General features: G+C 68.6%; 15 protein-coding genes and 1 pseudogene. 2 read left to right on the forward strand and 14 right to left on the reverse strand.

The genetic code is table 11. From position 1 onward, the window contains the following. The 9 genes and pseudogenes from VJ655_RS02760 to VJ655_RS02800 form a co-directional block, all read right to left on the reverse strand. Positions 1–251 (reverse strand): annotated as a pseudogene (locus VJ655_RS02760) (succinate--CoA ligase subunit alpha); the annotation flags it as partial. Next, positions 252–1,451 carry an ADP-forming succinate--CoA ligase subunit beta gene (gene sucC, locus VJ655_RS02765; RefSeq protein ID WP_324098009.1) on the reverse strand — a complete coding sequence of 400 codons (1,200 nt, stop codon included), beginning with the start codon at positions 1,449–1,451 and terminating at the stop codon, positions 252–254. Between the two features lie 231 nt (positions 1,452–1,682). Further along, positions 1,683–5,045 (reverse strand): glycosyltransferase, encoded by a 3,363-nt coding sequence (locus tag VJ655_RS02770; RefSeq protein ID WP_324098011.1) that lies wholly within the window; start codon positions 5,043–5,045, stop codon positions 1,683–1,685. Between the two features lie 96 nt (positions 5,046–5,141). Further along, complete coding sequence (locus VJ655_RS02775; protein ID WP_324098013.1) at positions 5,142–6,476, reverse strand: MFS transporter; 1,335 nt, start codon at positions 6,474–6,476, stop codon at positions 5,142–5,144. Between the two features lie 84 nt (positions 6,477–6,560). Next, positions 6,561–8,807, reverse strand: a complete 2,247-nt coding sequence (locus VJ655_RS02780; protein WP_324098015.1) for a TonB-dependent receptor — start codon at positions 8,805–8,807, stop codon at positions 6,561–6,563. Positions 8,808–8,981: 174 nt separating this feature from the next. Then, on the reverse strand, positions 8,982–9,686 hold the full coding sequence (locus tag VJ655_RS02785; RefSeq protein ID WP_324098017.1) for a TetR/AcrR family transcriptional regulator: 705 nt from the start codon (positions 9,684–9,686) through the stop codon (positions 8,982–8,984). An 89-nt stretch (positions 9,687–9,775) separates the two neighbouring features. Further along, positions 9,776–11,239: a carotenoid oxygenase family protein gene (locus VJ655_RS02790; protein WP_324098019.1), complete on the reverse strand. Its 1,464-nt coding sequence runs from the start codon at positions 11,237–11,239 to the stop codon at positions 9,776–9,778. A gap of 11 nt (positions 11,240–11,250) precedes the next feature. Next, positions 11,251–11,691, reverse strand: coding sequence for a DUF2141 domain-containing protein (locus tag VJ655_RS02795; protein ID WP_324098021.1), 441 nt, complete (start codon positions 11,689–11,691; stop codon positions 11,251–11,253). Between the two features lie 48 nt (positions 11,692–11,739). After that, positions 11,740–12,300: a DUF2306 domain-containing protein gene (locus VJ655_RS02800; RefSeq protein WP_324098023.1), complete on the reverse strand. Its 561-nt coding sequence runs from the start codon at positions 12,298–12,300 to the stop codon at positions 11,740–11,742. A gap of 62 nt (positions 12,301–12,362) precedes the next feature. On the opposite strand from VJ655_RS02800, the gene VJ655_RS02805 reads away from it, so the two are divergent. Next, on the forward strand, positions 12,363–13,190 hold the full coding sequence (locus tag VJ655_RS02805; RefSeq protein ID WP_324098025.1) for a LytTR family DNA-binding domain-containing protein: 828 nt from the start codon (positions 12,363–12,365) through the stop codon (positions 13,188–13,190). Positions 13,191–13,241: 51 nt separating this feature from the next. On the opposite strand, the gene VJ655_RS02810 is transcribed toward VJ655_RS02805, so the two are convergent. The 4 genes from VJ655_RS02810 to VJ655_RS02825 all read right to left on the reverse strand — a co-directional run bounded on the left by VJ655_RS02810 (position 13,242) and on the right by VJ655_RS02825 (position 19,427). Further along, positions 13,242–14,651 carry an efflux transporter outer membrane subunit gene (locus VJ655_RS02810; RefSeq protein WP_324098027.1) on the reverse strand — a complete coding sequence of 470 codons (1,410 nt, stop codon included), beginning with the start codon at positions 14,649–14,651 and terminating at the stop codon, positions 13,242–13,244. Continuing rightward, positions 14,651–17,839 (reverse strand): efflux RND transporter permease subunit, encoded by a 3,189-nt coding sequence (locus VJ655_RS02815; protein WP_324098029.1) that lies wholly within the window; start codon positions 17,837–17,839, stop codon positions 14,651–14,653. The genes VJ655_RS02810 and VJ655_RS02815 overlap by 1 nt, the downstream gene beginning before the upstream one ends. Before the next feature lie 176 nt (positions 17,840–18,015). Beyond that, complete coding sequence (locus VJ655_RS02820; protein ID WP_324098031.1) at positions 18,016–19,200, reverse strand: efflux RND transporter periplasmic adaptor subunit; 1,185 nt, start codon at positions 19,198–19,200, stop codon at positions 18,016–18,018. A 62-nt stretch (positions 19,201–19,262) separates the two neighbouring features. Then, the gene (locus tag VJ655_RS02825; RefSeq protein ID WP_324098033.1) at positions 19,263–19,427 is read right to left on the reverse strand and encodes a hypothetical protein; all 165 of its coding nucleotides are present in this window, start codon (positions 19,425–19,427) and stop codon (positions 19,263–19,265) included. 165 nt (positions 19,428–19,592) lie between these two features. Here VJ655_RS02825 and VJ655_RS02830 point away from each other — a divergent pair, with 165 nt between their 5' ends. Continuing rightward, on the forward strand, positions 19,593–20,237 hold the full coding sequence (locus VJ655_RS02830) for a TetR/AcrR family transcriptional regulator (protein WP_324098035.1): 645 nt from the start codon (positions 19,593–19,595) through the stop codon (positions 20,235–20,237). Between the two features lie 24 nt (positions 20,238–20,261). Here VJ655_RS02830 and VJ655_RS02835 read toward each other — a convergent pair whose 3' ends face one another. Continuing rightward, the gene (locus VJ655_RS02835) at positions 20,262–21,008 is read right to left on the reverse strand and encodes a helix-turn-helix transcriptional regulator (protein ID WP_324098038.1); all 747 of its coding nucleotides are present in this window, start codon (positions 21,006–21,008) and stop codon (positions 20,262–20,264) included. Positions 21,009–21,012: the final 4 nt, after the last annotated feature.

Consider the following 21,012-nt stretch of genomic DNA (forward strand, 5'->3'; position numbering starts at 1 on the left):
TCCAGGATCGAGTCGGCCGCGAAGGGCGGCGGGACGTAGATCACCGAGGCGTCGGCGCCGGTGGCTTCCTTGGCTTCGCCGACGGTGTCGAACACCGGCAGGCCGATGTGCGTTTGACCGCCCTTACCCGGGGTGACGCCGCCGACCATCTTGGTGCCGTAGGCGATGGCCTGCTCGGAGTGGAACGTGCCTTGAGCGCCGGTGATGCCCTGGCAGATGACCTTGGTGTGAGAACCGATCAGAACCGACATTTAGCGGGCGCCCTTCACAGCGGCGACGATCTTCTCGGCGCCGTCAGACAGATCGTTGGCGGCGATGACGTTCAGGCCGCTTTCCGAGATGATTTTCTTGCCGAGTTCGACGTTGGTGCCTTCCAGGCGGACGACCAGCGGAACCTTCAGGCCGACTTCCTTCACGGCGGCGATGACGCCTTCCGCGATGATGTCGCAGCGCATGATGCCGCCGAAGATGTTGACCAGGATGCCCTTCACGGCCGGATCGGCGGTGATGATCTTGAAGGCCGCGGTGACCTTCTCCTTCGAAGCGCCGCCGCCGACATCCAGGAAGTTGGCCGGCTCGGCGCCGTACAGCTTAATGATGTCCATGGTGGCCATGGCCAGGCCAGCGCCGTTGACCATGCAGCCGATTTCGCCGTCGAGGGCGATGTAGGCCAGGTCGTACTTGCTGGCTTCGATTTCCTTGGGGTCTTCTTCGCTCTCGTCGCGCAGCGCCTTGATGTCCGGGTGACGGAACAGGCTGTTGCCGTCGAACGACAGCTTGGCGTCGAGGACGCGCAGGTGATCGTCGGCGGTGACGATCAGCGGGTTGATCTCCAGCATGGCCATGTCCTTGGCCATGAACGCCGTATAGAGCTGGGTCAGCAGCGAGGCGGCTTCCTTGGCGAGACCACCGGTCAGGCCCAGAGCCTTGGCCAGGGCGCGCTGGTGGGTCGGCCACACGCCCGTCGCCGGGTCGATGGTGAAGGTGTGGATCTTCTCGGGCGTCGCGTGGGCGACGTCCTCGATGTCCATGCCGCCTTCGGTCGAGGCGACCACCGAGACCTTGCTCGAGGCGCGGTCAACGAGAAGCGACAGGTAGAATTCCTTGGCGATCGCCGCGCCTTCTTCGATGTAGAGGCGGTTGACCTGCTTGCCCTTGGGGCCCGTCTGGTGGGTCACCAGCACGCGGCCGAGCATCTCGGCGGCGTTGGCCTTGACCTCTTCCACCGACTTGACGACGCGGACGCCGCCCTTGGCGTCGGGGCCGAGGCCCTCGAACTTGCCCTTGCCACGGCCACCGGCGTGGATCTGGCTCTTCACGACGAAGACCGGCCCGCCCAGCTTTTCGGCGGCGGCGGCGGCTTCATCGGGCGTGAAGGCGGCGAAGCCGCGCGGCACGGGGGCGCCGAACTCGGCGAGTACGGCTTTGGCTTGATGTTCGTGGATGTTCATGAGGGCCCGGTCTCGACGACGGCTTTCTGAAATGTGGCCGGGTTATAGGTGCGCTATTTCGCAGGCGCAACCGCACGCGATCGATAAGGTGAAGGCTTGCGCGCTTATGGCGTCGGGTGGGACGGCCTCCCGCCGCCCCTTGACCTCGCGGCAAGGGAAGCCCTTGACCCAGCGCAATTGTTACCGGTCACACTCTTCGCGCGAAATGACAACGCTTACCTCGGCGGACTCTTAAGTCTTCGGAGCCACGGAAACGGTCGCGCGCCGCTCCAGCTTGCCCCATCCGACCCGTCCGCCACGGATCGCCATCACCACGGATTTGACCACGACGTAGTACATGAGCTGGCGGTAGCCGAACCGCTGGATCGGCAGGAACGGCAGGTCCGCCCAGGGCGCGCGCTTCTCCAGGGCCATGCCCAGGGCGCCGGCGGCGAGATCGACCGCGATGAAGATCGCCCAATAGGCCAGGCTCAACAACGTGTCGTCGGGACGCCACTCCACCGGGTGGGCGACCACGCCGTACAGGCCCGAGACCAGCGCCCAGATCACCGCCAGGTCGACCAGCGGCGCGGCCACGGCCAACACAATCTGGAACAACCAGATCTGGGGCAGGGCCACGAAACCGAGCACCGGCGCCTTGGTGTTGAACATCGCCTTTCGGTGCTTCCAAACGCATTGGAGCGTGCCGAACGACCAGCGGAAGCGCTGCTTGAGCAGGCCGCCGACCGTGTCGGGCGCCTCGGTATAGGCGCGGGCCTCCGGATCGAAGGCCACCTTCCAGCCCGCGCGCTGGCAAGCGATGGTCAGGTCCTGGTCCTCGGCCAGGGTGTCGGATGGATAGCCGCCCAGGGCGTCCAGCACGCTCTTGCGCCAGGCGCCCACGGCGCCCGGCACCACCGTCACCGCGCCCAGGGCCGACAGGGCCCGCCGCTCCAGATTTTGCGCGGTGACGTATTCCAGGGCCTGCCAGCGGGTGACAATGTTCAGGCGGTTGCCGACGATGGCGTTGCCGGCCACCGCGCCGATGTCCGGATCCTGGAACCAGCGGGCCAGGCGCCCGATGGTCTCGGGCGGGAACAGGGTGTCGGCGTCCAGCGCCACCACGTACTCGCCCTTGGCGACGGCGAGGCCCCTGTTCACCGCCCGCGCCTTGCCGCCGTTCTCGAAAGACAGCAGCGTCACGCGCGGATCGTGCGCGAAATGGGTACGGACCTCCTCGGCGGTGCGATCCTTGGACCCGTCGTCGAGAACCAGGACCTCCAGGTTCTTCCAGTCGCTCTCCAGGATGCGGGCCACCGAGGCGGCGATGACCTTCTCCTCGTTGAAGCAGGGGATCAGCACGCTGACCAGCGGGCCGGTCGCCGGATCCAGGTCCGCTGGCGCCTCGTGGGTCCAGAAGCGGTGGACCAGCGCCAGGCTGGCCAGGAACACCAGACGCGCCACGCCCAGGAAGATCGCGGTCACGAACAGCACGGTCATCGCCGCCTGCGCCCAGCGGAAGAAGTCGAAGCCCAGGCGATCCAGAGCCAGGTCCAAGCCGTTGCGCGAGGTCGGCGGCATCACCTGCTGGGGGGTCATGCCGGCCAGGTCGCCGATCGTCACCAGAGTGTAGCCGCGCGCGCGGATCGCATCGATCAACCCCGGCAGGGCCGCGACGGTGCGGCTGCGGTCGCCGCCGGCGTCGTGCAGCAGCACGACCTGGCCCGGGCGATTGCCCGGATTGTCCAGGCGGTCGAGCGTGCGGTCGATGATCTGCTGGGGCGCGGGCTTTTGCCAGTCGTCTGGGTCGATGCGCAGGCCCACGGTCATGTAGCCGAGGGTCTGGGCGATCACGAGCGGCGCCACCTCGTGCGGGGTCGACGGCTCGGCGTCGCCGAAGAACGGCGGCCGGAACAGGCGCATCGAGCGGCCGGTGATCACCTCGAACAGGCGCTGGGTGGCGTTCAGCTCGACCTGCACCTGGGGCAGCGGCGTCTCGCCGATATTGGGATGGGTCCAGCTGTGGCCGCCCACGTCGTGGCCTTCGGCGACCTCGCGCTCCACCAGGTCGGGGCGCTTCTGCATGTTCTGGCCGATCACGAAAAAGGTGGCCGGCGCGTGCTTGGCCCTCAGCACGTCGAGGATCTTCGGCGTCCAGCGACCGTCGGGGCCATCGTCGAAGGTCAGGGCGACCATGCCCTTCCGCTGGCCGTAACGCTCGATGACGTAGGAGCTCGGCAGGACGTCATAGCGCTCGCCGGAGATCAGGCCGGTGTCGGGGTCGAACTCCAGGCTGCGCTTGCCGGGGGTGGGCAACTGCGCCACCCGCAGCACCTCGCCGCCGCCGTCGAAGTCGACGCCCTGGCCGTTCGCCAGGGTCGTGAGCCCTCCGGGCGAGGCCTGGCCGTACGGCTTGCCCAGCAGTGACCAGACGCCCGGATCCTCCATGCCCATCCGCCACAGGGCGTAGCCGCGCGGCTTCCAGGGATCGGTGACCTTGACCTGGTTGAACAGCGTCACCGCGTCCATGAACCACACCACATGGTCGTCGCCGTTGTCGTCGGTATAGGTGTAGGTCGGGTTGAGGGCGTCGTCGTCCATGCGGATGCTGGCGCCGGCGTCCTGGGCGTTGCGCATGGCCTCGTGGAAGGTGGCCGGCGCGCCGGACGCGCGGCCGCCGTCCTTGTTCAGCGTCCAGTCGTAGCCATAGGCGCCGAGGGCCATCACCGTGCGGGACGGATCCAGCCGGGCAAAACGCTTCTCCAGCTCGCTCTCGTACCAGTCCTGGCCGGCGTTGGGCCCGGGATCGCCGAGCGCGTAGTGTTGATCATAGGCCATCAGCACCAGGGTGTCGGTCGCCTGCTGCAGCCGCTTGAGCGGCCAGCCCTCTTCGTCGAATGGCGCGGTGACCCAGACCTCGCGGCCGGCTGGCTGCAGCGCGGCCCGCGCCTCCTGCAGGAACTTGGGATAGGCGGCGAGACCCTTGGCCGACAGCGCCTCGAAGTCGAAGACATAGCCGCCGTAGCCGCGCTGGGCCGCCAGGTCCTTGAGAGTGGCGATCAGCTTCGCCCGGGCCGCCGGGTTGGAAAACAGGGCGTCGGCCAGGGGGCCGTTGAACGCAGCGTTGGCCGAATTGTGCACCAGCGGCAGGACGGCCGGATGGTTCGGCGCGTTGGCGATCCGCGCGGTGCCTTCCGGATCGTCGACGACGGTGACGTCGCCCTTGGCGCCGTTGATGGCCACCCATTGCGGGGACACCACGTCCAGCTTGTCGATGTTGCGCCGCAGCGACTCGCGGCTGTCCTCGTCCCAGGCGACGTAGAAGCCGACCGACAACGGTCGCGCCGCGGCGTCGTCGGGCGCGATCTTAGGCCGGGGCACGCGTCGCCAGGACTTGACCGGCTTGACCCGGCGCGGCGTCTCCTGGTGCAGGGACGTCAGGACGTGCGGGTCCTTCAGCGGAGCGTCGGGCAGGCGCGGCGCGAAGGCCAGGGTGGCCACGAAGCCCGCGACGATCGCGGCCATCAGCGAGATGACGATCCCTAGGGCCAGCTTGGCCCGCCGTTCACGCTTGCCCGTGGGGTCGTGAAAGATAGGGCGGTCTTCGGGTGTCATGGCGGCGCTCGCGATCTTCGCGGCTCTTGATACCCGATCGTGACCGAAGCGTGGCGGTGGAAGGTTTGCGACCTTCCGCCGCCCGATCCGCGGGACTTAGTCGACCCAGTCCTGGTCCAGCCGGCGCGAGGCCAGGAAGAACAGCAACGCCGCCAGCAGATAGAAGCCCATGCCGGTATAGATCGCCCAGCGCAGGGATTCGGCCCCGAACGTCGGCTTCAGCAGGTCGGAGACGGCGCCGAAATAATAGACCCCGACGGCGATCCCCAGCAGGTTGTTAATCAGCAGGAACAGCGCCGAGGCCGTCGTCCGCATCGGGGCGGGCGCCAGATGCTGCACCGCCGCCGTGATCGGGCCGAGCCACGTCAGGTTCAAACCGGTCGGGATCAGGAAGATCACGAAGGCAAGGGCCAGGGCCGCCTGCCCTCCAAGCCCCCCGACAAGGCCCCCGCTATTCATGGCCAGGATGAAGCAGGGCGCCGAGATCAGGAAGGCCACCGCCGGGGTCAGGGGATAGCCGGCCTTCGACTTGGCGCCCAGGCGGTCGGCCATGGCCCCGCCCAGCCAGATGCCGATCACACCGCCCAGGAAGGCGATGCCCGAATAATACCAGGCGGTCTGAGCCAGGGTCAGGCCCAGGCTGCGCATGAAGAAGGACGGCAGCCAGGCGGCGACGCCATAGCCGCAGACCGAGGACGAGGCCGCCCCCAGCGACAGCAGCCAGAAGCTCGGCTTGGCGGCCAGAAGGCGAAGGACCTCCCCCAGCGGCGCGGCCGGCGCGGGCGCGGGCGGCGGCTCGCCCGGCGCGCGGTCGGCGCCGCCGCGCGCCGGATCACGCATCACCAGGCGAAACACCGGCGCCAGCAGCACGCCGAGCAGGCCCACGGCGATAAACGCCGTGCGCCAGCCGTAGTGGACGGCCAGCAGACCACCCACCAGCGTGCCGGCCGCCGTGCCCAGCGGGATGCCAAAGGCGTAGGCCGCGAGGGCGCGGGCCCGCTGATGCTTGGGGAAATAGTCGGAGATCAGCGAATAGGCCGGCGCCACGCCGCCCGCCTCGCCGATGCCCACGCCCATGCGGGCCAGGAACAGATGGCTGAAGCTGCCGACCACGCCGCAAAGGGCGGTGAAGCCGCTCCAGAGGGTTAGGGCGGCGGTCATGATCCAGACGCGGCTGAAGCGATCGGCCAGCCAGGCGATCGGGATGGCCAGGGTCGTGTAGAGCAGGGCGAAGGCCAGCCCGCCCATCAGGCCGAACTGGGCGTCGGTCAGGCCGAACTCGTCCTTGATCGGCTTGGCCAGGATGCCGAGGATCTGACGGTCGAGGAAATTGAAGGTGTAGGCGAGGATCAGCATCGCCAGGACGACGTAGCGATAGCTCGACGGCTTGCCTGCGGCTTGGGCCGGCGCCTCGATCCGGTTGTCGCTCATCACCCGCCCCCGCCTACGCCACTGACTACAAAAAATGGGCGGGGCTTGTTGCAGCAAGCCCCGCCCCAGCTTTCGCCTAGAGAATTAGAACGCCACCTCGATCGAGCCGGCGATGGTGCGCGGCGGTCCGTAGAAGCCGATCACCGAGTTGTTGTAGGTGGCCACGCCGAAGTTGTAGCCGCCCGTGCGATAGCGCTCGTCGGTCAGGTTCTTGCCGGTCAGGGCCAGCTTGTACTTGCCGCCCGGAGCGGTCCAGATCGCCGTCAGGTCGACCAGCGTGAAGGCCTTCTGGTCCAGCGCCGGCAGGGGCTGCTCGAACTGCTGGTAGGCGTCGCGATAGCTGACCATCGGGGTGATGGAGATATCGCCGCCGGCCAGTTCGCCGCGCCAGGTCAGGCTGACATTGCCCGTCCATTGCGGCGTGTTCTGGAAGCCGTAGAGATCGGCGACGTTGACCACCTGACCGGTCGCCAGGGTCTGCGACGGGTTCAGCGGGTTCGGCGCGCCGGCCGGCACGAAGCGGCTGAAGCGGTCGTACTTGGCGTGGATGTAGCCCAGGGCGACATTGCCCGACAGATGCGAGGCCAGCTTGGCGCTGGCTTCGAACTCGGCGCCGTACAGCGTCGAGGCGCCAGCGTTGTCGACCGAGCTGGCGATGCCCGACGGCACCACCACCTGGGTCGTCACCTGCTGGTCGGTGTACTTCGACAGGAACAAGGCCGACGAGAACGAGACGCGACGGTCGAGCGCGTAGCCCTTCAGGCCGGCCTCGTAGGTCTTCACGATCTCGGGCTTGTAGCCCTGGGTCGTCTGCGGGGTGATCGCGGCGTCGCCGCGCATGTCCCAGCCGCCCGACTTGTAGCCCTTGGAGAACGAGGCGTAGGTCGTCAGGTCGTCGTTAATGTCGTACGAGGCCGAGATGCGCGGCGTGAATTGCTCGAAGGTCTTCTCGGCGTTGTAGTTCGTGCGCACCTGCAGGATCGGGCGCTGGGCGCCGCCCTGGTAGGGCGAGCGGGTCGCGCCGAGGTAGAAGTAGCGGAACACGTTGGCGCGCTTGGCGTCGCGCGTGGCCCGGGCGCCCAGCGACACCTTGAACTTGTCGGTCAGGTTGGCGCTGAAGTCGAAGAAGGCCGCGAAGCTCTGAGTGCTGACCTTGCCGCCGTCGGCGATCGAGAGGCCGAGGTTGCCGGCGATGGTGTCGAACTCGCCCGAGGCCTGGCTGTTCATGTAGTAGAGGCCGAACACGCCCTGGACGTTCTCGTCCGAATAGACCGCCTGCAGTTCCTGCGAGAACGAGCGGTCGTCATAGGTGGCCGGCACGTCCAGCGTCGGCAGCGGGGTGCCGTCGAAGTCGATCACGGTGTCGGTGTGGCCGCGGCGATTGGCGGTGATCGACTTCAGCGTGACCTGGTCGGTGACGTTCCACTGGCCGGTCAGCGACACGCCCTTGGTCAGGACGTGGTTCTTGTCGCCCATGCCCGCCTGGGTGTCGTAGACGTCCAGCACCTTGTAGCCGCCGGTCAGCGACGGCAGTTCGCGGTGGCCGTGGCGGGGATTGGAGTTGTCCTCGACCCGGTCATAGGCCAGGCGGAAGAACAGATCCTCGGTCGGCTTGTACTCGGCGCTCAGGCGGTAGGCGTGGACGTCCTTGTCGTACTGGTCCGCGCCCGTGGTCAGGTTCGAGCCGTAGCCGTCGCGCTTGTAGAGGGCGTAGGCGGCGCCGATCGACAGGCCGGTCTCGGCGATCGGGGTCTGGGCCGTGACCAGCACGTCGGTCTGGTTGTAGCTGCCATAGGTGGCCTTGACCTTAGCGCCGGCCTCGTCGCCCAGGCGCTTGGTCACGTACTTGATCGCGCCGCCGATGGTGTTGCGGCCATAGAGGGTGCCTTGCGGGCCGCGCAGCACTTCGATGCGCTCGATGTCGAAGATGTCGAGCACGGCGCCCTGCGGGCGGTAGATGTAGACGTCGTCGACATACAGACCGACGCCGGGCTCGTAGCCCCACAGCGGATCCTGCTGGCCCACGCCGCGGATGTAACTGATCAGGGTCGAGTTCGAACCGCGGGCGGTCTGCACCGTGATGTTCGGGGTGGTCTGCTGCAGGACGGTGATGTCCGTGCCGCCCTGGCGTTCCAGCTTCTCGGCCGAGAAGGCCGAAACGGCGACCGGAACGTCCTTGAGGTTTTCCTCGCGACGGCGGGCGGTGACGACCACCTGGTCGACGCCGATGGACGTCTCGTCCGAAGCCGGGGCCTGTTGCGCCGAAGCCGCGCCCGCGACGGCGCTCCACGCCGCGCCAGCCAGCAGCGCGGCCTTCCACATCGAAGTCATGGGTTTCCCCTCCCTAGTTTCCACCCGCCCCGATCGGTCCTTTTGAGCGGACGCGTGTTCGAGGGTCGCCAATTCATCGAACGGCGAATTGCCTTCACCATCACCCGAACCGGCGCCAGAAGCCAGCACTTTTTCATCAGGTGATGAAAATGGATGGAAGCGACGCTCGCCGCCCTAGTCCGCCTTGGCGATAACGGCCTCGAAGCCCGCCGCGCAGTACGAGAACAATCGCGCCCGCACCGCCTCGAGGTCGCTGGAATGGCATTCGCCTTCCGACAGCGAGTCGATGCGGCCGGTCTCTGACAGGGCCAACATCATCGACCCCGTCAGGAACTGGTAGCACCAATAGAGATCGCGGTACTCGGCCCGGGGATGGACGGTCTTTAGGGTCTCGACCAGCCGATGGACCACCGGATCGAAAAAGCGGGTCATGGTCTCCCCGCCCCAGGCCGGCGTGTTGTTCACCTGGGCCACCAGGGCGAAGTAGCTCTTCCAGCCGGGGCCGCCGTCCTGCGAGATGCGCAACAGCGGGTCGATGAAGGCTTCGATCACGCCCTCGACCGTCATCGCGCCGGCGTGCGCCTTGACGTAGGCGTCCATCGAGGCTTCGCGGGCCTGGTTCAGGATCTCGGCCCGGCGCAGGAACACCGCGTCGAACAGCTCGCGCTTGGCGCCGAAATAGTAATGGATCAGCGCCGTGTCGACGCCAGCCTCGGCCGCGACCTGCCGGGTCGTGACGCCATAGAAGCCGTGGCGCGCGAACAGGCCCTCGGCCGCGTCGAGGATCGTCTCCTTCAGGTCCAGGCCCTTGGCCTTGGACGGACGGCCCCGCCCCCCGGCGCGGGCGCCGGACTTGGATGCGGGCTTGGCTGCGGTCATGGAAAAGGGCCCGCCGTGGTTGCGCTCCGTCCCCGGATAGGCGCAACCGCGGCGGCCTGGCAAGTGAGCGCCGTTATCTCAGGCCGATCTCAGGCCTGGACGAAGACTCCATGGAAGGTGACTGGCAGCGCCACGGGCGCCCGCCAGGCGGCGATCGGGCCTTGCTCCACGCGGCGGGCGTCGAACACGTGAAGCTCGGTGGCCTTGGCGTCGAGATTCAGCGTCGTGCCGACCAGCCAGCCGTCCAGCTCCTGGCTGGAGCCGGGACGCGGCGCGAAGACCATTTCCTCGACCAGGTGACGCGATCCAAAGCCGAAGACCTGCTCCCGGTCGCGCTTCCAGTCGCGCACGGCCACGCCCTGGAACAGGGGCCGGTCGGGCTGTTCGTTGGTGACGTGAACCGAGTATCGCCGCACCTCGCCGGCGAAGCGGGCGTCGCAGCGCGGGAATTCGGCGGTCGCCGCCTCCTTGGCCAGCTCGGCCCGACCATCCGCGCGCAGGGTGACCAGCGCCCGGCGCGGCGGGGGCCCCGGCACGTGCTTGCCTTGCAGGAACAGGCCGGCGTTCTGGGCCGTGCCGGTCGGATCCTGGTCGATGCAGGCGTCGAAGCGGATCGTTCCGTCGCGCTCCTCCCAGGCGTCGCCCAGGTGGAAGAAGAAGAACGGCGGCAGCTCGAACACACGGCGCTTGGAAAGGTCGTCCTTGTCGATGACCAGGACCTGGGTTCCCAGTTCCGGCTTCCAGGTCATGGCCGTGGAGATCGGCATCTGGAAGCGGCCCACCACCCACGGCTGCAGCACGATCACCAGGTGGCGCGCCGTGGCGGTGAAGTCGTGCATGTAGCTGGCGCGCGGCAGGTCGATCATTTCGGCCCTCTGCAAGGCGCCGTCGGCGGCGAGCCTCCAGACGATCGCGTGATGGCCCGAAAGGCCGAGGTTCCAGATCGTCCCGTCCGGCTGGACGCGCGGATGGGCCAGGAACGGCATGCCCTTGAGATCCGGCCGCAGGGTCTTGAAGCCGCGCGTCTCCAGGCTGGCCGGATCGAGCACGGTGGGCGAGCCGCCCTCCCACAGGGCCCACAGCTCGCCTCCAGCCATCAGCACCGAGGTGTTCGCGGCGTTGGCGTCGTCGGGACCGGTCAGGCGCGCGCCGGGTCCGGGCGGCGTGCCATAGCCGGGCGTGATCACGGCGTTGGCGGCCGCGTCGTTGCGGCGCTTGACCGTGTCGACGAAGCGGGCGGCCATCCGGGCCTCGCCTCCGGCGATCTGGAACTTGCGGACCATGCCGTCGCCGTCGAACCAGTGGCCGACCGAGCCGCCCGGCCGGCGGAACTTGGCTGGGCCGTTGCGGAACAACGTCCCCTTCAGATCGGCCGGGGCGCGGCCGTGCAGCCGGGTCATGACGGTCGGCGCGACGTCGCTCTCGACGTCGGCCAGGCCCAGGGCCCAATCGCCGGCCTTGGCGTTGGCGGCGGCGGCCCAGACCGCCTCCGGGGTCAGCAGCGCGGCCCCGCCCATCAGGGCCGCGCCGCGCAGGATGTCGCGTCGGTTCATGGTCGCCTCCCCTACTTCAGATGCAGCGCCTGGGCGTTGGCGCCGGCCTTCACCTCGAAGGCGGCGTCGTCGAACTTGGCGGGGCCCATGTCGCCCACCGCGTCGCGCGAGAAGCCGTAGGGCTCGGTCGGCAGGCCGAAGGGGTTCTTGCCCATCTTGCCGTCGCCATCGACGTCCTGGAACGCGCGCACGGCGTAGGTTCCCGGCGGTAGGGCGACGATCTTGGCGCTGGGCTCGGCGTCGCCGGCCGAGGCCATGGCCACGCGCACCGCCTTGCCCGCGCTCCAGCCCTGGGCGCTGTCGTAGACGGCGATCATCACCGCGCCGGATTTCGTCGCCAAGGCCGGGAAGGTCAGGGTCAGCTCGCCGAGCGCCTCCTGAGCGCGAGCGGCCGGGGCGATGGCGAGGGCGGCGAAGGTCAGGCCGGCGAGCAGGCTCTTGGAGAGGGTCATGTCGAGGCTCCTTTTGTCGGTTTGGCGGTGTGTCGGAAAAGCGAGGGGTCAGCCCAGGAACAGGGTCCAGAGCAGGCGACCGGGAATGAAGGCGAACAGGCCGGCCAGCAGCAGGCCGCCGACGAACATGCCGGTCATGGCCCGGCGGTGGACGGCGACCTTGCCGCGCTTGATCGCGTAGATCGCGCCAGGCAGGCCGACGATGGTCCAACCGGACAGCAGGTGGATGAAGCTGAAGTGGCCGGGGTTCAGCTGGCGGATGAACAGCGAGCTGACGGCGGTGACGCCCATGGCGATCACCCAGGTCCAGCCCAGCGTCTTGTGCAGGCCGGTTCCCTTGACCCGCATCATCAGGGCGACCCCGATCAGCAACGCGGTCAGGGCGGCGGTCAGATGCAGCTTGATGGCCAACGGCTGGGCCGCCAGCAGCGACCAGTCAGGAGCGTGGGGATGCACGCCGCGCTCAAGCAGAAAGCCGCCCATGCCGGTGAACATCTTCGGCGCCGCCACGACGACGACCAGAACCGCCAGCACCACGCCCAGGATGGCGTTGCGCAGGGCGTCGTCGCCTAGAACCAGCCGACCGATTGACTTGGCCTTCGCATCCATCTTCCTTCACTCCCGGTTCGAGCGGGGCGACCGATCGCCTCGCCGTCGACGTCGGTGTTGGAGTGGGCGGCCTCGTGTCTCAATCGTCTTTGCGTCAAACGCCGCCCTCGGTTCGTGAGCGGCTGGCCGACGCCGTTCACGCTTCGCGAACGGCGCTGTTGGGACGGGACGCGATGCGCGGCTATCTGGTCTCGGGAGGGGCCGGGGTGTTCCTGGCGCTGATCGGCGCGCTGGGCTCGTATCACGCGCCGATTCTCACACGACTGGTCTACTGGGTGGGGCTGTGCCTGGCGGGCGCGGTCGTCGGAACCGGGGTCACCCAGTTGATCGGTCGCGAGGGCCGGGCCGACGGCAATCCCTGGCTCTACGGCCTGCTGACGGTGGTGCTGATCACCGTGCCGTTCACCGGCGTGGTCTGGTTCGTCAGCGAAGCGCTGTTCAACCGCGGCCTGCGGGTCGAGACCCTGCCGCGCTATCTGCTTCCGGTGCTGGTCGTGACCGTCGCCATGACCGCCTTGAACTTCCTGGTCCAGCGGCGGCCGATCGAGACCCACGCCGCGCCGAAGGGCGCCCCCGCGCCGCGTTTCCTGGACCGTTTTCCGCCCAAGCTGCGCGGTGCCGAACTGCACGCCGTCGAGGCGGAGGACCACTATCTGCGCCTGCACACCTCGCGCGGCCAGGACCTGATCCTGATGCGCCTGGCGGACGCGGTGACCGAACTTGAGGGCATCGAAGGCGCCCAGACGCACCGGTCGTGGTGGGTGGCCAAGGCGGCGGTCGAGGACGCCCGGCGCGGCGACGGCCGGGCGGTCCTCTCCCTGAAAGGCGGCGTCGAGGCGCCGGTCAGCCGCGCCTACGCCAAGGCGCTGCGCGAGGCGGGCTGGTTCTAAGCGCCCAACTCATCCGAACTTCCCGGCGAACGCCGGGAAGTCGGTCGGGGTTTAGCTCGTCCAGCCGCCGCCCAGCGCCTTGTAGATCGCCACCACGTCGGTGTTGACGCCGGTCTCGGCCACGGTCAGGGCGTCCTCGGCGGCCAGCAGGGTGCGTTCGGCGTCGAGCAGCACCAGGAAGTCGATGCCGCCCTCGCGGTACTGGATGCGAGCCAGCTCGGCCGCGCGACGTGAGGCCGCCGCCTGGTCGGCCAGGCTCTTCAGCTGGGCCTGCTGCTGGCGATAGGCCACCAGCGCGTTCTCCAGGTCCTCGAGCGCCAGCAGCACGGCCTTGTCGTAGGCCGCCAGGGCCGCGTCATCGCGGGCCCGCGCCGCGCGCAGGCGAGCGTGGGCGCTGCCGATGTCGAGGGCCGGCCAGCTGACGCTCGGAGCCACCGACCAGGCCTTGCTGGCCGCGTCGCCGAAGCCGGCCGAGGTCCCCGACAGGAAGCCGATGAAGCCCGTCACCGAAACGCGGGGGAAGAGGTCGGCCGTCGCCACCCCCACCCGCGCGGTCGAAGCCGCCAGGCGCCGCTCGGCCGCCTGGACGTCGGGACGACGGCGCAGGAACTGGCCCGCCTCGCCGATCGGCAGGGCGGCGACCAGCGGCGCCGTATCGGCCGCGCGTGGCGTCAGCAGGGCGTCCAGCGCGCCGGGGCGCTGGCCGGTCAGCACCGCGAGTCGATAGTTGGCGCGCGTCTCGGCCGTGATCAGACCGGGGATGGCCGCCTCGGTGGCGTTGAGACGCGCCTGGGCCGACGCGACGTCGATCGGACTGCCGGCCCCGGCCTCGAATCGCACCTTGGTCAGGCGCAGGGTCTCGCGCTGGGTCTCGAGGTTGCGGGTGGCGACCTTGAGCCGCGCCTGGGCGCCGCGCAGTTCGAGATAGTTGCGCGCCACCTCCGCGGAGACCGTGACTTGGGCGTCGCGCAGGTCGGCCTGGGTCGCCCCGGCCTCGGCTCCGGCCGCCTCGACGCCGCGGCGGACGCGGCCGAAGAGGTCGATCTCCCAGCCGGCGTCGAAGCCGGCCTGGTAGGTCTGGCTCTCGACGCGCCGGCCGTTCGAGCCGGGCTGCTGCTGGTCGCTCTTCACGTAGGTCCCGTCGGCCGTGACGTGCGGCAGGAGATCCAGCTTCTGCTCGGTGAACAGGGCGCGGGCCTCGGCCACCCGGGCCACGGCGATCTTCAGGTCGAGATTGGCGCCCAGCGCCTGGCCGACCAGCTGATCGAGCACGGGGTCGCCAAACGCCTTCCACCACTGCGCCTCGGGATTGGCGGCGGTGAAGACGGTGGGGTCGGCGTTCTGGAAAGCCGCCGGCGGGGTCGCCGGCGCCTTGTAGTTCGGTCCCACCGCGCAGGCGGCGGCCGTCAGGGAGACGCCGGCGATCAGCGCGGCGCGCAGGGTGTGCTTGAAGACAGACATCAGTGAGCCTCCACGGCCGGAGCCGTCGGGTTGGCCAGCGCCGTCTTGGCCGCGGCCTTGCGGGCCGTGAAGCGACGGATGACGTAGTAGAAGATCGGCGTCAGGATCAGACCGAACAGGGTTACGCCCAGCATGCCCGAGAACACCGCCACGCCCATGGCGCGGCGCATCTCGGCCCCGGCCCCGTGCGACACCACCAGGGGGTAGACCCCCATGATGAAGGCGATCGAGGTCATCAGGATCGGACGCAGACGCAGGCGGCAAGCTTCCAGGACAGCCTGGAGCGGGCTGTCGCCGTGCTCCTCGCGTTCCTTGGCGAACTCCACGATCAGGATGGCGTTCTTACACGCCAGCCCCACCAGCACGATCAGGCCGATCTGGGTGAAGATGTTGTTGTCGCCCTTGCTGATCCAGACGCCGGTCAGGGCCGACAGTAGGGTCATCGGGACGATCAGGATGACGACCAGAGGCAGGCTCCAGCTCTCGTACTGGGCGACCAGCACCAGGAAGGCCAGCAGCACGCACAGCGGGAAGATGAAGACCGCCGTGTTGCCCGCCAGGATCTGCTGGTAGGTCAGCTCGGTCCATTCGAAGCCCATGCCGTTGGGCAGCTCCTTCTTGGCGAGGTCTTCCAGGGCCTTCTGGGCCTGGCCGGTCGAGTAGCCCGGAGCCGGGCCGCCATTGATCTCGGCGGTCAGCATGCCGTTGTAGTGGCTCTCGCGATCGGGGCCGGTGGTCTCGTGGAAACTGACGAAGGCGCCCAGCGGGATCATCTGGCCGTCGCCATTGCGGGTCTGCAGGCGCAGCATCTGCTCAGGCTGCAGGCGAAATTTCTGGTCGGCCTGCACGTTGACCTCGTAGGTCCGCCCGAAGCGGTTGAAGTCGTTGACGTACAGCGAGCCCAGATAGACCTGCATGGTCTCGAACAGGTCGGTCAGGGAGACGCCCTGGGCCCGGGCCTTCTCACGGTCGATGTCGGCCTGGATCTTCGGGACGCTGACCTGGTAGCTGGAGAAGATCCCCGCCAGGGCCGGGTCCTGCCGCGCCTTGTCCATCAGGTTCTGGGTGGCCTTGTTCAGCTCTTCCGGACCCAGGCCCGCCTTGTCGACGATCTGCATCCGGAAGCCGCCGATGGTGCCCAGGCCCTGGACGGACGGGGGCGGGAAGACGGCGATCTGGGCGTCGGGGATGGCGCCGAACTTCTGGTTCAGAGCCGCCACGATGGCGCCGGCCTGCTTGTCCTTGTCTCGACGGTCCTTGAAGTCTGTGAGGGTGTAGAACACCGCGCCGGAGTTGGGGCTGTTGATCAGGCCGTTCACCGACAGGCCCGGGAAGGCCACCGAGCTCTTCACGCCCGGCACGCCCTTGGAAATCTCGCCCATCTGGCGGATCACCGCTTCGGTGCGGTCCAGCGAGGCGGCGTCGGGCAGCTGCACGACGGCGACCACATAGGCCTTGTCCTGCTGCGGCACGAAGCCGGTCGGGGTCTTGGCGAAGGCGAACACCGTCAGGGTCAGCAGCACGCCGTAGACCACCAGGCCCGCCGTGGAGCGGCCCAGGGTCTTGGCCACGCCGCCGACATAGCCGTTGGAAGCCTTGGCGAAGAAGCGGTTGAACGGGTTGAACAGCCAGCCCAGGGCCGCGTCGATCAGCTTCTGGAAGCGGTCCTTGGGCGCGTCATGCGACCTCAGCAGCACCGCGGCCAGGGCCGGCGACAGGGTCAGGGAGTTGATCGCCGAGATCACCGTCGAGATGGCGATGGTCAGGGCGAACTGACGGTAGAACTGGCCCGACAGGCCGCTGATGAAGGCGGTGGGGATGAACACCGCGCACAGGACGAGCGCCGTGGAGATGATCGGTCCTGTCACCTCGCTCATCGCCTTGCGGGTGGCGTCGGCTGGAGCAAGGCCGAGGGTGATATTCCGCTCGACGTTCTCGACCACCACGATGGCGTCGTCGACGACGATGCCGATGGCCAGGACGAGGCCGAACAGCGTCAGGGCGTTGAGGCCAAAGCCCAGCATCAGCATCACGGCGAAGGTGCCGATCAGGCTGACGGGCACGGCGATCAGCGGGATCACCGAGGCGCGCCACCCCTGCAGGAAGATCACCACCACGATGACGACCAGGATGATCGCCTCGATCAGGGTGTGAACCACCGAGTCGATGCTCTCCTGCACGAAGGCCGTGGTGTCGTAGATGATCTCGTAGTCGACGCCTTCGGGGAACTCCTTCTTGAGCTCCTTCATGGTCTTCTTGACGTTGGCGGCCATCTCCAGGGCGTTGGAGCCGGGGCGTTGGAAGATCGGCATGGCCACGGCGGACTTGTTGTCCAGCAAGCTGCGCAGGGCGTAGTTGTTGGCCCCCAGTTCCACGCGGGCCACGTCGCCCAGGCGGGTGATCTGGCCGTCCGCGCCTGAGCGGATGATCACGTCTCGGAACTGCTCCTCGTCGGTCAGGCGCCCGGGGGCGTTGATCGACAGCTGGAAATCGGCGCCCGAGCCCGCGTTGGGCGGCGCGCCCAGCTGGCCGGCGGCCACCTGGACGTTCTGCTCGCGCAGGGCGCGCACGACGTCGCCGGCGGTCATCGACAGGGCGGCCAGCTTTTCGGGATCCAGCCAGACGCGCATCGAGTACGAGCCGGCGCCGAAGATCTGCACGTCGCCGACGCCGTCGATCCGCTTCAGCCGGTCGCGCACGTTCAGCTGCGCGTAGTTGCTGAGGTACAGCATGTCGTAGCGGTTGTTCGGCGAGATCATGTGCACGACCAGCGTCAGGTCGGGCGAGGCCTTGTCGGTGGTCACGCCGATCCGCTGCACCTCCTGCGGGAGCTTGGGCAGGGCCTGGGCGACGCGGTTCTGGACCTGCACCTGGGCCTTATCGAGGTCGGTGCCGAGCGCGAAGGTGACGGTCAGCACCATCGCCCCGTCGGCGGCCGATTGGGACGACTGGTAGATCATCCCCTCGACGCCGTTGATCGCCTGCTCCAGGGGAGCGGCGACGGTCTGGCCGATGACGGACGGGTTGGCGCCCGGGTAGGCCGCGCGCACGACCACGGTCGGCGGCACCACTTCCGGATATTCGCTGATGGGCAGCTGGGGCAGGGACACCAGGCCGGCGATGAAGATGATGATCGAGAGCACGGCCGCGAAGCGCGGTCGGTTCACGAAGAACTTTGAAAAGGACATGCGGGTCGTCCTGGAGCTCCGGGGAGGAGGCGTGTTTGCTGCTTCCCTCCCCCTTGATGGGGGAGGGGCGGGGGTGGGGGTGATCGCGGAGGGGGAAGGCGATCGCGGCGCTGGATTTCAGACGCCGAGGTCACCCCCATCCCCGCCCTTCCCCCTCGAGGAGGAAGGGAGAGTTGTCAGTTCTGGCGGACCGGGGTCTCGGCCTGGGCGATCTGGCGATCGCCGGCCTCCAGCCGCGACAGGTCGGCCAGGTCGGTCTTGACCTTGACCGGTGCGACGGTGTCGCCCGGCTTGACCTTCTGCAGGCCCCCGACGATCACCCGGTCGCCAGGTTTCAGGCCCGAGCGGATGATGCGCAGGTCGCCGGCCAGCGGGCCGATCTCGACCGGGCGGTACTCGGCCTTGTTGGCGTTGTTGACGACTACGACGTAGCGCTTGCCAAGGTCCGTGGCGACAGCGCGGTCAGGCGCCAGGGCGACGGTCCGGGTCTCGGCGCTAACCAGACGAATGCGGGCGAACAGACCCGGCGTGAAGCGGCCGTCGCCGTTGGCGAAGATCGCCCGGCCGGCGATCGTGCCGCTCTTGGCGTCCAGGGCGTTGTCGATGAAGCTGAGCTTGCCGACGTGCGGATAACCGTCCTCGGTCATCAGGCCCATATAGACGGGCCCGCCCTTGCCGCGCTCGGCGGAGGCGTACTTCAGGAAGGTCTGCTCGTCGGCGTTGAACTCGGCGTAGATCGGGGTGTCGGACACCACGGTCGTCAGCAGCGACGACTGGGTGACCAGGTTGCCGCGCGTGATGATGGCCTTGGAGACCCGGCCATCGATCGGCGAGGTCACCCGGGTCCATTCAAGGTTCAGCCGGGCGGTCTGCAGGGCGGCCTGGGCGGCGGACAGATTGGCCTGGGCGGCGCGCTCCTCCGACGACACGCGGTCGAATTCGCTGCGGGCAAGGGCGTTCTGCTCCAGAAGACGCTCGCCGCGCTGGCGGTTGACGATGGCCAGGTCCAGCTGGGCCTTGGCGCGGGCCACCTCGGCGGCGGCGCGGTCGGCCTCGGCCTTGTAGGGGCGCGGGTCGATCTGGAAGAGCACCTGACCCTTGCTGACGCGGGCGCCCTCGGCGAACAGGGCGCCGTCGATATAGCCGCCGACCCGCGGACGGATCTCGACGGTGTCGATCGGCTCGAGGCGGCCGGTGAAGTCGTCCCACTGGCGCAGGGACTTGAAGGCCACGTCGGTGACGGTGACCTGGGCGGGCGGCGGCGCGGCGGCGGCGTCCTGCTTGGCCTGAGCCGAGCAGGCGGCCAGCACGGCCACGGCGGCGAGGCCGGCGAAGCTGGTGATGACGGGTTGGAGACGCATGGGGGAGGAACCTGTCGGAGGATGCGGGGAGGAGACGGTGGCTCTGGCTATGCCCAGGCGGCCTATTCCCAGACGGGCCGCCGCGCGGCGCGTCGGGTGACCTGACCAAGGGTCCGGATGGTGGACCAGCCCTGGGCGGGTTCGGCCTTGGACTTGGAAAAGCCCATGAAACCCTTGGCCTTTGCGGCCTGGGGCGCGTTGACGTAAACGTTTGTTTGCGGGGGCATTGGCGCGCGCTCCTCTGGGGTTTAAGGGATGAAATGTCGCAGGGGCTGTTACTTGACCCGGGCGACCGGAAGGACGATTTAGGATGTGACGAGACCGTTCGGTATCATCGCCACAGCGGAGAGATACTGACCGGTAACTCGCACGTCAAGGAGAGGTCTGCCAAAATGGCGACGAGAAATTCTGGGGACGGGGCTTTGGGCGATACGGAAGCAGCGGCTGGGGCGACCCCTAGCGCGCCCGCCTCCAAGCGTCCGGCGCGTGACCGGATCTTCGAAACCGCCCGCGAGCTGTTCTATCAGCACGGCATCCGGGCCGTCGGCGTCGAGACCATCGCCGCCGAGGCCGACGCCACCAAGATGACGCTCTATCGGAACTTCCCGTCCAAGGACGAGCTGGTCGCCGAGGTGCTACGCGAGCAGGAGCGCGACTACTGGGCCTGGTGGGAGAGCGTGACGGCCTGTTGCTGCGGCGACCCGCGCGCCCAGTTGGAGGCGATCTTCGACGCCTTCGAGACCAAGGCCTGCAACACCGACGTCCACGGCTGCCCGCTGTCGAACGCCGCCCTCGAACTGCACGAGGAGGGCCACCCGGCCCAGGTGGTCTCGGTCAACTACAAGAAGGAGCTGTACCGCCGGTTCCTGGACCTGACCCACCGCGCGGGGGCCAAGGACGACGACCTGGCCGACGCCCTGGTGCTGCTGATGGAAGGCGCTTCGGGCGCGCGCGTCACCCTGGGCGCCGCCGGTCCGGTCCGCGCCGTGGCCCGTTCGGCCCGGGCGCTGATGCGGTTCCACCTGGACGGCTGCTGAGCCGCACGGCCAGCAAGGCCGGACCTACATAGCCCCGCCGATATAGCCCAGCCCCGTGGCGCGATGGATCGCCTGGGCCCGGCCCGCCACCCGCAGCTTCAGCGCCGCGTTCTGGACGTGGAAGCGGACGGTGGGTCCGGCGATGCCGATGATCTGGGCGATGTCCGCGTCGGTCTTGCCGGCCGCCGCCCACTTCAGGCACTGGATTTCGCGCTTGGTCAGCCGCACCGGCGGGGCGTCGTCGTCCTGGCCGTCGCGATAGGCGCAGACCAGCCGCAAGGCCGCCCCGTGCAGCTCGTCGGCCCGGGCCTCGTACAGCGTCGCCAGGCCGGGCGCCGGCGTCGAGGACGCCCAGACCACCGCCCCGATCACGCCGCCGGTCAGGTAGGTCGGCGCGATGATCGCCGCCTCCACGCCGAAGGCCTCGGCCGCCTCGGCCACCTCGATGGTCTCCAGGCGCGGCAGCGGCCGCCAGCTGAAGAAGCGGCCTTGCTGGAAGAAGAACGGCTCGGCCGAATAGCGCGCGGCCAGGATGAACGGCGCGCGCAGGGCGAAGGCCCGGTCGCGCCAGTAGCGCAGCGAACTGTCCACCCACTCGAAGGTCGTCTCGGCCAACGGCTTGCCGTCAGCGCCCAACATCGGTTCGGGACTGGAGATGTCGGCGCTGGCGGCCACGTAGGGCAGGCCGATCTCGCGCCCGAGATCGCGGACGCGCTCGGCCAACATCGTGACCCGCGCCAGACGCTCGCTGTCGTCCGCCCTGCGCAACATGAAG

Source organism: Caulobacter sp., assembly GCF_035254145.1.
Taxonomy (GTDB): domain Bacteria; phylum Pseudomonadota; class Alphaproteobacteria; order Caulobacterales; family Caulobacteraceae; genus Caulobacter.